Source organism: Streptomyces sp. NPDC025806 (assembly GCF_055558275.1).
Genome location: NZ_JBVHMU010000006.1, coordinates 237,775 through 250,524, shown reverse-complemented (window position 1 = coordinate 250,524; position 12,750 = coordinate 237,775). Strand labels below are relative to the sequence as shown.

Annotated in this window: 14 protein-coding genes; 5 read left to right on the top strand and 9 right to left on the bottom strand. The window is 73.8% G+C overall.

Features of this window, described 5'->3' with window-relative positions; genetic code table 11:
- Both ACZ4E1_RS16620 and ACZ4E1_RS16615 read left to right on the top strand, forming a co-directional pair.
- Positions 1-780 (top strand): ABC transporter permease, encoded by a 780-nt coding sequence (locus ACZ4E1_RS16620; protein WP_467539815.1) that lies wholly within the window; start codon positions 1-3, stop codon positions 778-780.
- Positions 781-856: 76 nt separating this feature from the next.
- Positions 857-1,144, top strand: a complete 288-nt coding sequence (locus tag ACZ4E1_RS16615; RefSeq protein WP_467539814.1) for a hypothetical protein — start codon at positions 857-859, stop codon at positions 1,142-1,144.
- 86 nt (positions 1,145-1,230) lie between these two features.
- Here the strand turns inward: ACZ4E1_RS16615 and ACZ4E1_RS16610 are convergent, their stop codons facing one another.
- The gene (locus ACZ4E1_RS16610) at positions 1,231-1,641 is read right to left on the bottom strand and encodes a rodlin (RefSeq protein WP_384625910.1); all 411 of its coding nucleotides are present in this window, start codon (positions 1,639-1,641) and stop codon (positions 1,231-1,233) included.
- Between the two features lie 153 nt (positions 1,642-1,794).
- Positions 1,795-2,865: an LCP family protein gene (locus ACZ4E1_RS16605; RefSeq protein ID WP_467539813.1), complete on the bottom strand. Its 1,071-nt coding sequence runs from the start codon at positions 2,863-2,865 to the stop codon at positions 1,795-1,797.
- 188 nt (positions 2,866-3,053) lie between these two features.
- Between ACZ4E1_RS16605 and ACZ4E1_RS16600 the strand changes: the two genes are divergently transcribed.
- Positions 3,054-3,254 (top strand): hypothetical protein, encoded by a 201-nt coding sequence (locus ACZ4E1_RS16600; RefSeq protein ID WP_467539812.1) that lies wholly within the window; start codon positions 3,054-3,056, stop codon positions 3,252-3,254.
- Between the two features lie 77 nt (positions 3,255-3,331).
- Here ACZ4E1_RS16600 and ACZ4E1_RS16595 read toward each other — a convergent pair whose 3' ends face one another.
- Complete coding sequence (locus ACZ4E1_RS16595; protein WP_188337575.1) at positions 3,332-3,742, bottom strand: rodlin; 411 nt, start codon at positions 3,740-3,742, stop codon at positions 3,332-3,334.
- Between the two features lie 169 nt (positions 3,743-3,911).
- Here ACZ4E1_RS16595 and ACZ4E1_RS16590 point away from each other — a divergent pair, with 169 nt between their 5' ends.
- Together ACZ4E1_RS16590 and ACZ4E1_RS16585 are read left to right on the top strand one after the other, a co-directional pair.
- Complete coding sequence (locus ACZ4E1_RS16590; protein ID WP_467539811.1) at positions 3,912-4,322, top strand: rodlin; 411 nt, start codon at positions 3,912-3,914, stop codon at positions 4,320-4,322.
- A gap of 413 nt (positions 4,323-4,735) precedes the next feature.
- The gene (locus ACZ4E1_RS16585) at positions 4,736-6,004 is read left to right on the top strand and encodes a glycoside hydrolase family 26 protein (RefSeq protein ID WP_467539810.1); all 1,269 of its coding nucleotides are present in this window, start codon (positions 4,736-4,738) and stop codon (positions 6,002-6,004) included.
- A gap of 31 nt (positions 6,005-6,035) precedes the next feature.
- Here the strand turns inward: ACZ4E1_RS16585 and ACZ4E1_RS16580 are convergent, their stop codons facing one another.
- Genes ACZ4E1_RS16580 through ACZ4E1_RS16555 form a run of 6 tightly spaced genes read right to left on the bottom strand, consistent with a single transcriptional unit; the run spans position 6,036 to position 12,749 of the window.
- Positions 6,036-7,157, bottom strand: a complete 1,122-nt coding sequence (locus tag ACZ4E1_RS16580; protein ID WP_467539809.1) for a GNAT family N-acetyltransferase — start codon at positions 7,155-7,157, stop codon at positions 6,036-6,038.
- Entirely contained in the window at positions 7,157-7,810 is a 654-nt protein-coding gene (locus tag ACZ4E1_RS16575) for a YveK family protein (protein ID WP_467539808.1), read from the bottom strand. The genes ACZ4E1_RS16580 and ACZ4E1_RS16575 overlap by 1 nt, the downstream gene beginning before the upstream one ends.
- Complete coding sequence (locus ACZ4E1_RS16570) at positions 7,807-8,955, bottom strand: glycosyltransferase (protein ID WP_467539807.1); 1,149 nt, start codon at positions 8,953-8,955, stop codon at positions 7,807-7,809. Before ACZ4E1_RS16570 ends, ACZ4E1_RS16575 begins: the two co-directional genes overlap by 4 nt.
- Positions 8,952-9,749, bottom strand: coding sequence for a polysaccharide deacetylase family protein (locus tag ACZ4E1_RS16565; protein ID WP_467539806.1), 798 nt, complete (start codon positions 9,747-9,749; stop codon positions 8,952-8,954). Before ACZ4E1_RS16565 ends, ACZ4E1_RS16570 begins: the two co-directional genes overlap by 4 nt.
- Positions 9,739-11,388 (bottom strand): murein biosynthesis integral membrane protein MurJ, encoded by a 1,650-nt coding sequence (gene murJ / locus ACZ4E1_RS16560; RefSeq protein ID WP_467539805.1) that lies wholly within the window; start codon positions 11,386-11,388, stop codon positions 9,739-9,741. Before murJ ends, ACZ4E1_RS16565 begins: the two co-directional genes overlap by 11 nt.
- Positions 11,385-12,749 (bottom strand): O-antigen ligase family protein, encoded by a 1,365-nt coding sequence (locus tag ACZ4E1_RS16555; RefSeq protein WP_467539804.1) that lies wholly within the window; start codon positions 12,747-12,749, stop codon positions 11,385-11,387. Before ACZ4E1_RS16555 ends, murJ begins: the two co-directional genes overlap by 4 nt.
- Position 12,750 lies beyond the last annotated feature (1 nt).

The window sequence follows — 12,750 nt, the reverse complement described above, 5'->3', positions numbered from 1 at the left end:
ATGAGCTCGCTGACCCTCGCCGTACGCGACTCCTCGACGATGCTGCGCCGCAACCTCCTGCACGCCAGGCGCTACCCGTCGCTCACCCTGAACCTGCTGCTGACGCCGATCATGCTGCTCCTGCTGTTCGTCTACATCTTCGGCGACACCATGAGCGGCGGAGCCGGCCGCGACGCCTACATCGCCTACATCGTCCCCGGCATCCTGCTGATGACCATCGGCTCCACCACGATCGGCACCGCGGTCTCCGTCTCCAACGACATGACCGAGGGCATCATCGCCCGCTTCCGCACCATGGCCATCCACCGCGGCTCGGTCCTGATCGGGCACGTCATCGGCAGCGTCCTGCAGTCGGTGGCCAGCGTGGTCCTGGTCGGCGCCGTGGGCGTCGCCATCGGCTTCCGGTCCACGGACGCCACGGTCCTGGAGTGGTGCGCCGCCTTCGGCCTGCTCGTCCTGTTCTCGCTCGCGCTCACCTGGATCGCGGTCGGCATGGGGCTCGTCAGCCCGAACGCGGAGGCCGCGAGCAACAACGCGATGCCGCTGATCCTGCTCCCGCTGCTGTCCAGCGCCTTCGTGCCGCTCGACTCGATGCCCGGCTGGTTCCGGCCGATCGCCGAGTACCAGCCCTTCACCCCGGCCATCGAGACGCTGCGCGGACTGCTCCAGGGCACGGAGATCGGGCACAACGGCTGGCTCGCCGTCGGCTGGTGCCTCGGCCTCGCGGTCCTCGGCTACTTCTGGTCGGCCGCCAAGTTCCAGGGCGAGCCCCAGCAGTGACCCGCGAGCGTGGGCCCGCCGGGTGGGCGGGCGGCGCGGACCGTGTCCGGCGCGGCGGGCGGAGCGTTAGAGATGCATGATCACACCTCGACGCGCTCTCACCGCCGCCCTCCTCGCCGTCGGAGCCGGCGCCCTCGCCGCCCCGGCGGCGCAGGCCGCACCGCTCGGCGGCGTGGAGCCCATCTCCCCTATCGCCACCCTCGACCAGGTCTCCACCCTGGGCGTCCCGGCCGAGCACAAGGCCGAACTGCCCACCGCCCGGGAGCAGCTGAGCGGCCTGAGCCACCTGAACGACCTCAACCAGCTCCACCAGGCCACCGACCTCGTGGCCCCGGTCACCGGCCTGCTCCCCGCGGTCGGCTGACCACCGCAGGAAACCGCACCACAGGCACGACAGAGGGGCAGCCGCACCACAGCGGCTGCCCCTCAGGTGTGTCCGTACGCGGAACGTCAGTGGTTCGCGACGCCGTTGCCCGACAGGACCGGGATGTCGTCGACGATGTGCGAGAGAGCCTCGTCGCCCTTGGCCTGCGTCGAGTTCTCGGTGCACTGCTGGTTCTGCGGCGAGGACAGGACGTTGATGTCCTGGACGGCGACCGGCACCAGGAGGCCGACGACCGAGCCGACGTTGGCCTTGGCGGGAAGACCGATGCAGGGCTTGTTCAGCGAACCCTGGACCAGGCCGAGCTGCGGGCTCATGTCGCCCTCGGTCTCGGAGTTGCCGAAGGACTGCTCGGCGCCGTTGCCGGACAGCGACGTCGTGCCCGTGTCGTCACCGATGGCCATGGCCTGCGGGGCGGCCACCGCTGCCAGGCCGGCGACGGACGCCGCGATCGTGGCGGATGCCCACAGCTTCTTCATGTGCTTTCCCTTCAGAACGGTGAACCCTGATTGCGGGGTCCGGGCTGAACAACTGGGCAGCGGCACGGGAGTTGCGCCCGGGAACCCGTTCGGCCTATCACCGTTCGAACAGACCGCGGCCCGCTCGCAGACCAGTGCCAGGTCGGCGCGGGTTCAGGCACAGTCCAGGGTGTCGCCGTGCACGATCGTCTGGACCTTCATGTCCGGCGGGTCCAGCGGCTGCGTCTGCGAACCCTCGGGCGTCAGCGGACGGTCCTCCCGCATGTCCGCGAACAGGGCGGCGGCGCGCTTGTCGTCCCACCGCAGCGTGGATCCGGCGCCCTCGATCACCGGGTTGAACCCGGCGATGGGCACGGTCCCGAACTCCGTACGGGACAGCGGCACCCGGCGCAGATCGCGGGCCAGGGACAGCAGCTGGTCCGGGCCGAAGCCCTGGTCGACGCGGGCGTCGGAGCCGAGGACCGTGGAGACGAGGTCCATCGCGCGGCCCGGGTCCGCGAGGGCGTCGCGCAGGCCCGCTCCGCGCAGGGCGTTGACGAGGAAGCGGTGCTGGCGCTGGATGCGGCCCAGGTCCGCGGCGTTGTCGACGTGGCGCGAGCGCACGTACTGGAGCGCGGGCCCGCCGGCCAGGCGGTGACGGCCGGGGGCGAGGTCGAGCTTGGTGGCGGAGTCGGTCAACTGCCGGGAGGTGCAGACGTCCACGCCGCCGACCGCGTCGACGCTGTCCATGAAGCGCCGGAAATCGATCTGCAGGAAATGGTCGATGCGCACGCCGGTCATCGATTCGATGGTCCGCACGGCGAGCGAGGGACCGCCCTCGTGATAGGCCGCGTTGAGTTTCGCGGGATGGGTGCGCGCGGAGTCGGCGTCGGGAATGTCCGCGTAGGAGTCGCGGGGCAGGCTGACGACGCTGATCCGGTCGTGGTCCCGGGAGACGTGGACGAGCATCATCACGTCGCTGCAGCCACAGGCCACACCGCCCGCGTGGAACTGCTCCTTCTCGGCGCGGGAGATGGTGTCCCGGCCGTCGGTGCCCATGAGCAGGACGGTCGTGCCGGGGCCCGCCGCGGGCCGGTTCTTCAGTGTGCCGAACACATCGACACGGGCGGGCAGGGCCGCCGCCACGGGGCCGGCCGCGGCCCCGGAGAAGGTCAGCAGGCCCAGGGCGAGCGCCCCGAGCACGAGTCCGCCGCGCCGGCCGCGCCGGCTTTCGTTCCGCTTCATTGCCGCTCCGCCGGAGAAAAGGGGATGGAATGAGGGACGAGGGTAGGCGTATTCGTATTTCCGCCCGCGAATGTCACGCCGCCCGGCGAAAAGGCAACCCTTTTGCCTCAGGCGGCGATTGAGAAAGGCCGCCGGGGAGGTAAGGGGACGGGGACGGGAAAGACCACCGGAGAGCGAGAGGCGATGAAATGGGAGAGTCGCACGAACGCTGGAGGTACCGGGCGCTGATTCCGCCCAGCCGTACGCCGTCGGACGCGGCCGAGAGCGAGCCGGTCTTCGCACGGCTCATGGCGGAGTGGCGCGAGCGCGGCAGGACACTGCCGAGCTGTTACGACGAGGAGTGGCGCCGGATCGCCGGCCGGGACTGCTGGCCGGACTCCTCGCCCTGAGACGTCCGGGACCGTCCGGGGCCGGAAACGGCGTCGGGCCGCCGGAAGACCGGCGGCCCGACCTGATCGGGGTGTGATCAGTGGTTGCCCGCACCGTTGCCGGACAGGACCGGGATGTCGTCCAGGATGTGCGAGAGAGCCTCGTCGCCCTTGGCCTGCGTCGAGTTCTCGGTGCACTGCTGGTTCTGCGGGGAGGACAGGACGTTGACGTCCTGGACCGAGATCGGCACGACGCCCAGGATCGAGCCGGCGTTGACCTTGGCGGGCAGGCCGATGCAGGGCTTGTTCAGCGACCCCTGGATGAGCGCCATCTGCGGGCTCATGTTGCCGTAGGTGGCGGAGTTGCCGTAGGCCTGCGAGGCGCCGTTGCCGGACAGCGACGTGGTGCCGCCGTCGTTGCCGATGGCCAGGGCCGACGGGGCGGCCGCGGCCGACATACCGATGACCGACGCGGTGAGGGCCGCAGCGGCGGCCGCCTTCTTCATCATGGTGAGGGGTTCCCCTTCATTCGCTTTTGCTGGGAGGCACCCGGGTCAACTCCGCAGCGGGCGATCGGTTGCGCACATTCGGGCATTCGGGTGAATCCGAAGAACCTCTCGGCACCCCGGGCCGTTGTCCCGGTCGCAGCAACCGGTGCCTGTTGAAAAGGAACAGCAAATGCTCAAGAAGGTTATGGCCACCGCCGCCGTCGCGGTCTCCGTCGTCGGCGTCTCGGCCGCGGGCGCTACCCAGGCCCTCGCCATCGGCGACGACACGGGCACGACGTCGCTGTCGGGCAACGGCGCCTCGCAGTCCTTCGGCAACTCCGTGACCGAGGGCGACATGAGCCCGCAGCTCGGCCTGGTCCAGGGTTCGCTGAACAAGCCCTGCATCGGCCTGCCGGTCAAGGGCAACGTCGGCTCGATCGTGGGCGTCGTGCCGATCGCGGTCCAGGACATCAACGTCCTGTCGAACCCGCAGAACCAGCAGTGCACGGAGAACTCGACGCAGGCCAAGGGCGACGAGCCGCTGTCGCACATCCTCAGCGACATCCCGGTCCTCTCCGGCAACGGTGCGGGCAACGGCTGATCTGCCTGACCCCCGCAACGCGGCCCGGGCCGCCCGTCTCCACGACGGGCGGCCCGGGCTTTCGCGTGTCCGGCGTGCGGGGGGCGCCGTACGGCCGGCAGCCGCAGTCGCCCGCCCAACGGCTGGTGGGCCGTCGGCTGGAGGCGGGCGGCTGCGGCCGGTCCCCTGGAGCCGGTCTCAGTGGACCACCGGCACGGCCGCACGACAGGACCGGTTCACTCGTTCGCGCGAGCCGTCACCCCAAGGAGGTCCACGGCGTACGGATGCGCGGTGTACGGCTGCGACCAGCCACGACGGACCCGTACGGCGTACTCCCGCCCCGTCCGGCCGTATCGCGCGGATCCCGGATGGCGCCACGGGGGCACTCATGACTAAGTGTCAGGAATGCAGTGAGTGCACCACGAGGAGCAGCCATGGCCCGACCACGCCGAGGGGCATACCGCGGAAGACTGCCGCTGATCGCGGCGGGGGCGCTGGCCTCCCTGGTGTTCGCGGCCGGTGCGCTGGCCGCGCCGGGGGCGACCGCAGCGCCCCGGGACGATCCGTCCCCGTCGGCCACGGCGACCCCGAGCGGCTCTCCGGACCCGGCCGACCCGACGACCGCCCCGACCACCGCCCCGACGGCCGATCCGACCGCCGCCCCCGCCGCGAAGTACCCCGCGTTCGGCGCGTATCTGGACTACGGGCCGGACGGGGTGGCCCGCATGGAGCGGCTGTCGCAGTGGCTCGGCGGGGCCGAGCTGCGGGTCGGGCACACGTATCTGCCCGGTGACCGGTGGAACAACATCGAGGGCGCGCCCACCTTCCTCGACGACTGGGCGAAGTGGCGCAAGGAGCGCGACGACCGGATCTTCGTGCTCAACGTGCCGATGCTGGAGCGCAACGAGGACCGGGTGCCGGACGCGCAGGTGCGGTCGCTGCTGCGGCGGGGCGCGGCGGGCGACTTCGACGCGCACTTCAAGGCGCTGGCCGAGCGGCTGGTCGAGCTGAAGATCCCGGACACCGTGCTCGTGCTCGGCTGGGAGATGAACGGCATCACGTACACGCACCGCTGCGGGCCCGACCCCGAGGCGTGGAAGGCGTACTGGAAGCGGATCGTGGGCGTGATGCGCTCGGTGCCGGGGCAGAAGTTCCGCTTCGACTTCACGCCGAGCCGGGGCCGGGACGCGGTGCCGTGGACGCGGTGCTATCCGGGTGACGACACCGTCGACATCATCGGGATGGACTCCTACGACCAGCCGCGCGGCATGGCCTTCGACGAGCAGGTATCCGAGCCGTACGGGCTCCAGGCGCAGGTCGACTTCGCGAAGGAGCACGGCAAGACCGTCTCGTACCCGGAGTGGGGGCTGTTCCGCAACGGGGACAACGCGGAGTACATGCGGCGGATGCTGGCCTGGATGGACGCGCACAAGCCGGTCTACAACACGTTGACCGACTACTGCCCGCACGGGGTGTGGCAGTGCTCGGACAATCCGCGGGCGTCCGAGGTGTACCGGGCCACGCTGTCCGGGCGCGACACCGTGGGCAACCCCACCGCGCCGGAGACACCGCAGCCCCCGGTCACGCCGACGCTGCCGCCGAACTGCACGCCGCTGCACCTCGGCGACTGGGTCGAGTACTGGATCGGCGGCACGCTGTGTCTGCGGCTCGACTGGTGGGAGCGGCTCCCCGACCGGGGTTAGTCCCCCGACTGTTCCGGCTTCCCGACCGGGGTTAGTCCCCCGACTGTTCCGGCTTCCCGGCCCGCCGCTGCCGCCAGGCGCGGCGGGCCGCGCCGGCCTGGGAGCGGGCGCGGTCCTCGGCGAGCAGGACGGCGAGCTGCGGGGCGCCGGCGCGGCGGGCGAGCAGCAGCCGCTGGTTGACGGACGGTTCGGGCCGCCAGTGCAGCTTGTAGGGCTCGGTGCCGCGCAGCAGGCTCAGGACACCGGGCGGGGTGCCGTCCTGGAGGTGCTCGGTGCAGGAGCGCAGCAGCATCGTGGCGACGTCGATCTTGCGTGCGCGCAGGCCGGGGTGGGCGCCGTAGAGGTAGCCGCCGGCCAGGCGCGGGGAGCGCAGGGTCAGGTCGGCGGCGACGACCTCGCCGTCGAGGGTGAACTCGGTGACGTGCGCGTCCCCGTTCTGCGCCATGAGGGTCACGGAGCGGACGAGGTGGTCGGCGAAGCGGGGCCGCAGGTGCTCGGTGGTCACCTTGCGCTGCTGCCACTGGAGCCGGTGCAGGTCGAGGAGGCGGCGGACCGATCCGGCGACCTCGTGCGGGGCGACGACGCGGCGCTCGACCCCGGCCGCGTCGAGCTTGCGGAGCTTGGCGCGGGCGCGCTGGGCGCGGGGCCGGGGCAGCCGGCCGACCAGGTCGTCCATCGGCAGTACGGGCAGGTCGAGGCAGGGCGAGTCGTCGAGGCGGCGGCGGAGGCCGGGCCAGCGCTCGTAGAGGGCCTCGGCGGCGGCGCCGGGGCGCACCTCGCGCAGGTCGATCGTGCTGGTCGCGGCGAGTTTCCACAGGGCGGCGGCCAGGTCGTCGAGGGCCTCGGGGCAGCTCGCGTCGGCGAGCACGTCGCCGTAGTCGGAGAGGGCGGCGCCGATCGCGGTCAGGACGGGGGCCGGGCGCAGCCTGCGCTGGAGCGGGGCGGCGGCGACGAGGCGGCCGTCGCGGCGGACGAGGACGACGCGCAGGGCGCCCCGGTGGCCGTAGGAGAGCCACCAGGAGTGGAGCCAGGCGTGGGTCTGGAAGGGGGTGGCGGCCGGGGAGGCGCGGTGCAGGCGGGTCCATTCCTCGCGCAGGGCGCCGAACGCCTCGCCGCTCGTGCAGAGCGTGACCTCGGGCGACGGGGCCGCCATCAGGCGCCGCCCCGCACCGCCGCGCCGGCCGCGGGTGCCGGGGCCGGGACCGTGGCGGCCGGGGGCTGCTCCTGTTCGCGGCGCGGGCGCAGCAGCAGGGCGAGGCCGCCGAGGAGGCCGCCGGCGCAGGTGCCGACGAGGGCGGTCAGGGCGGCGGACGGGGTGGAGGGTTCGGTGGGCTTCACGGCGCGGGTGAAGCGCAGGAGTTCGACGTGGGTGTCGTCCTTGGTGTGGGAGGCCTCGGTGGTGAGGGCGCGGGCGACCGCGTTGGCCATCTCCATCGCCTTGGCGGGGTCGGCGGAGGTCGCGGAGATGGACACCATGGGGGCGTCGGGCGAGGTCTCGGCGCGCACGCTGTCGCGCAGGGTCGCGACCGGCACGCCCGCGGCGACCTGGGCGTCGCTGAGCACGGCGACCTGGGTGGCGACCTTCCCGTAGGCCTGGGCGAAGCCGACGGCGGACATCGGGTCGGCCTTCTCGGTGGGCACCGCGATGACGTAGCCGGTCGCCGTGTACTGGGGGGTGGCGGCCAGGCCGTACCCGCCGCCGGCGAGGGCGCCGAGGAGGATCCCGGCGGGCAGCGGCCACCAGCGCGGCACGGAGCGGGTGCGGCGGGCGGCGCGGTGGAACGGGGTGCGCGCGGTGTCGGTCATCGGGTGTTCACTCCTGGGGTGGGGGCGGCGCCCAGAGCGGCCTCGTAGACCCCGAGGTGGCGGGCGGCGCTGCGGGCGATGCTGTAGTGGAGGGCGGCCCGGGCGGGTGTGCGGGGGGCCGGTGGGCGGGTGCGGGCCGCCTCGGTCTCCCGGGCGAACGAGGCCGCCTCGCAGGGGACACGGACGGTGTCGCCCGGCTGCCGGGCGCCGGGCAGGTCGTCGAGGGCCGGGCAGCGGACGTGGACGACGGGCAGGCCCGAGGCCTGGGCCTCGACGACGGCCAGGCCGAAGGCCTCGTCGGTGGACGGGGACGCGAGCAGGTCCATGGCGGAGAACAGGGCGGGCAGGTCGGGGCCCGCCGCGGCGGTGCGCGCGGTGTGCGGGCGTTCGCCGGTGAACACGACGCGGTCGCGGACGCCCGCCGCGCGGGCCGCCGCTTCGAGGGCGGCCTCCTCCGGCCCGGTGCCGACGAGCAACAGGCGGACGTCGTACGGGAGTTGTACGAGCGTCTCGATGAGTACGTCGAAGCGTTTGCCGGGGACGAGGCGGCCGACGCCGCCGATGACGAAGGCGTCCGGCGGGAGGCCGTAGCGGGCGCGGGTCGTGGCGCGGGCTTCCGCGTCGAAGGCGAAGCGGTCCACGTCGACGCCGTTCGGGACGACGTGCACGCGGTGCGGGGCGACGCCCCAGCGGTGCAGCCGGCCCGCGACCGCCGGGGACACGGCGATGGTGGCGCGGCCGAGCCGCTCCCCCGCCAGGTAGAGCGCGCGCACCCCGCCGGTGAGGGGGCGGCCCTCGATCTGGGTGTCGCCGAGGGAGTGTTCGGTGGCGACGATGCCGGGGACCCCGGCGAGCCGGGCGGCGATGCGGCCGTAGAGGCAGGCCCGGTAGAGGTGGGTGTGGACGATGTCGTAGCGGCCGGTGCGCACGAGGCGGGTGAGGCGGGGCAGGGCGCCGAGGTCGCGGTTGCCGGCCATGCCGAGGTCGGCGACGCGGACGCCGTCGTGGCGCAGCCCTTCGGCGACCTGGCCGGGGTTGGTGAGGGTGACGACGTCGTGGGTGCCGGGCAGATGGCGCAGCAGGAGCCGCAGTTGCTGCTCGGCGCCGCCCGCGCCGAGTCCGGTGATGATGTGCAGGGCCCTCATCGGCCGGCCTCCCCGTGCAGGGCCTCGCCGGTGGGCCAGGGGCGGCGGCGGATGGGGTGGACGCAGCGCTTGAGTTCGAGCCGCCAGGGCGTGTCGCGTTCGCCGACGAAGACGCGAGGGAGGGCGAACTGGCCGGTGAGCGGGCCGGGCGAGATCGCGCAGGCGTAGCGGTAGCCGACGGTGCGGACCGCGGCGGCGGTGGCCCGGTCGACGCTGCCGTACGGGTAGCAGAAGCCGTGCACGCGGCGGCCGGTGAGTTCTTCGAGGAGGGCGCGGCTCTCCTCGATCTCGGCGCGGCGCCGCTCGGGGTCGACGCGGGTGAGGTCGACGTGGGTCAGGCCGTGCGAGCCGATCTCCATGCCGGCGGCGGCGACGGCCCGGATGCCCTGCGCGGAGAGCAGGGGTTTGCGGGGCCCGTCGGCGTCCCAGGCGTTGTCGCCGCCGAGCCGGCCGGGCAGGACGAAGACGGTGGCGGCGCAGTCGTAGTGGCGCAGCAGGGGCAGGGCGTTCTCGGCGAAGTCGCCGTAGCCGTCGTCGAAGGTGAGGCCGACGAGACCGCGTCCGGTGCCGCGGCGGCGGGCGTCGAGGAGCTGGCCGACGGAGACGCCGCGCAGGCCGCGGGAGCGCAGCCAGCGCAGTTGCTGCTTGAGGCGGGCGGGGGTGACGGTGACGTTGTAGGGGTCGTCGGAGCAGTCGTCCACCGAGTGGTACATCACCACCCAGGGCGAGCGTCCCGGCAGCAGGTCGCGCGGCCGGGACCGCGCCGGTTGCCGGAGCACGGTGTCAGCGGGCATGGCGGAGCTTTCTGGTCGCGGTGCGGACGGCGGGCGCGAAGGCCCTCACGTGCAGGGCCCACAGGAGGAGGCAGAAGACGGCGCAGCTCACGAGGGAGCCGGCGGCGAGGGAGGCGACGGGGGCGGTGAGGCGGTCCGCGCTCAGCAGCCCGGCCCCGGTGGCGGCGACGGCGGCGAGCACCGTCTTACCGAGCTCGCGCAGCACGAGGGGCAGCCGTACGGGGATGCTGCGGCGGTCCATCGCGGTGAGCAGCAGGGCGGCGGTGAAGGTGATGCCGAGGGCGTTGGCCGCGGCGATGCCGCCGACGCCCCAGGCGCCGACGGCCCAGGTGCCGGCGCCGGCGGTGAGGACCATGCCGGCGGCCATCGCGGCGACCGGGTACCAGGTGGCGCGGCCCGCGGAGAAGTAGGAGCGGACGAGGGCGCCGACCAGGCAGTGGCCGAGCAGGCCGAGCGAGTAGACGCGCATGATGGCCGCGGTCGTGGCAGTGTCCTCGGCCGTGAACGCGCCGCGCTGGAAGAGGACTTCGACGATCTGCGGGGCGCACGCGAAGACGACGGCGGTGCCGAGCAGCACGACGCAGGCGGCGAGCGCGAGGTCCCGCTCGACGCGGTCGCGGGCCCGTTCGGTGTCGCCGCGCGCGAGGGCCTTCGCGACGACGGGGAAGGTGACGGTGCACAGCATCAGCGAGAGCACCATCGGCAACTGGGCGATCTTCTGGGCGTAGTTGAGGTGCGAGATGGCGCCCGAGGGCAGTTCGGAGGCGAGGAAGCGTTCGATGAAGACCTGCGCCTGGCGGCACAGCGCGAACAGGAGCACGGTCGCGACCAGTGCCAGGTCCATGGGCCGGGCCCCGGATTCCTTGGCGGGGCGCTCGCCCGCGCCGGTCGTCGCCACGGCGAGGCGGCGGCGCAGGGCGGGTGCCTGGACGAGGACCATCAGGCAGCCGCCGACCGCGACACCGGCCGCGGCGGCCCGGACGCCCCAGCGGTCGGCGAGGACGAACAGGGTGGCGATGATCCCGGTGTTGTACGCGACGTAGATCGCGGCGGGCGCGAGATAGCTGCTGTGGGCGCGCAGCGCGGCGCTGCAGTACCCGGTGAGCCCGAAGGTGAGGGCGCAGGTCGCGGTGAGCCGGGTGCAGTCGACGGCGAGCCGGGGGTCGGGCAGGCCGGGCGCGAGCAGCGCCACGATCTGCGGGGCGGCGGCGACGAGCAGCACGGACGCGGCGACGAAGGCGAGCGCGAGCCGGGGCAACGAGCCCGCCACCAGGGCCCGTACGGGGTCGGGGGCGCCCGGCGCGGTGCGGGCGCGGGCGGCGATCGCGGCGCTGAAGGCGGGCACCAGCATGAAGGCGAGGCCGTCCTCGATGAGGAGGGTCGAGGCGACCTCGGGGACGGTCCAGGCGACGAGGAACGCGTCGGTCTCGCTGCCGGCGCCGAAGAGGTGGGCGAGGGCCTGGTCGCGGCCGAGCCCGAGGATCGATCCGGCGGCGGAGAGCACGGCGGTCAGGAGGGCGGCGCGGGCCAGGAACGAGTTCGAGGCGCGGTGCCCGTCGGGGGTGTCGCGGCCCGGCTGGGCCGGGACCTTCGCGAGGGTGTCCTCGCCGGCCGGGGTCATCGGCTCCACGGGCTTCATGCGCGGGCCGCCGTCCCGCGGTCGGCGAGCGCCCACCAGGCGGCCAGGCCGAACACGACGGCGGTCAGCACCGTCGAGGGGCCGCCGATGTCCGCGTACGCGAAGTCGATGAGCTGCCAGACGAGAAGCCCGCAGGCGACGAGGGCGCAGTCGAGGCGCCCCAGGCGGGCGGCGGGCAGGCGGCGCAGGCCGAGGGCGAGGAGCGCGGTCCAGCCGCCGACGATCGCGCACAGGCCGAGCAGGCCCTGCTCGCTGAGGACCAGCAGGTACATGTTGTGCGGGGAGAGCAGCGGCTGGCGGCGGTAGGACTGGCCGGCGCCCGCGACGTCGCTGCCGGAGGACAGGGCGAGGGAGGCGTGGCTGTCGCGGTACGCGGGGAAGTTCTTGAGCCCGACGCCGGTGGCGGGGTGCTCCTGCCACATGTCGATCGCGGCGGCCCACATCGTGTACCGGTCGGTGACGGACTGGTCGGGCGCGGCGGTGACCTGGGTGATGCTGCTGAGCCGTTCCTGGAGCATGTCCGTGCCGACGCCGAGGCCGCCGACGAGGACGACGCCGAGCGCGGCGGCGGCGGTGAACAGGCGGGCGGCGCGGCGCAGTCCGGTGACCGCGACCTGCGCGGTGACGACGACGGCGGTGGCGATCCAGGCGCCGCGGCTGAAGGACAGGGCGAGCGGCACGACGAGCAGGGCCGCGCAGCCGAGCGCGCCGAGCCGTGCGCGCGAGGCACGGCCGCCCGGGCCGTCGGGGACCCGGCCCAGCGCGAGGGCGACCGAGCAGATCAGGCCGTACGCGACGACGGTCGACATGCCCATCACGTCGGTGGCGCCGAAGGTGCCGACGGCCCGCACGTCCTCGCCGGCGTACGAGGCGCCGGTCCCGGTGAGGTACTGGTGCACGCCGATGCCGCCCTGCCACAGGGCGAGGGCGACCAGGCCCCACGCGACGCGCCGGAAGTCGTCGCGGTCGCGGATCGCGAGCAGCACGGCGGCGGGGACGAGGACGAGGATCTGGTAGTAACGCGCGACCCCCACCAGGGCGTTGTCCGTCGAGCCCGCGCCGAGGGCGGCGATCGCGACGCCGACGACGGGCAGGGCGAGCACGAGCAGGGCGGTACGGGTGAGGGGGCGCTGCCGGGTGCGCACGGCCCGTACGGCGCAGAAGAGGACGAGGAGCCCGGAGACGGCGTCGGCGGGGGTGCCGCCGCTGCCCTCCTGGGCGCCGCTCGTGTCGAGCGGCAGGCCCAGCATGGCGATCAGGAGCAGCACCGGCAGGACGGGCCCGGCCCGGCGCACCGCCGCGAGGAGGGCGCGGACCGGGTCGGGCCGGGGCGCGGTGAGGGCGGCGGGCAGGACTGTCACC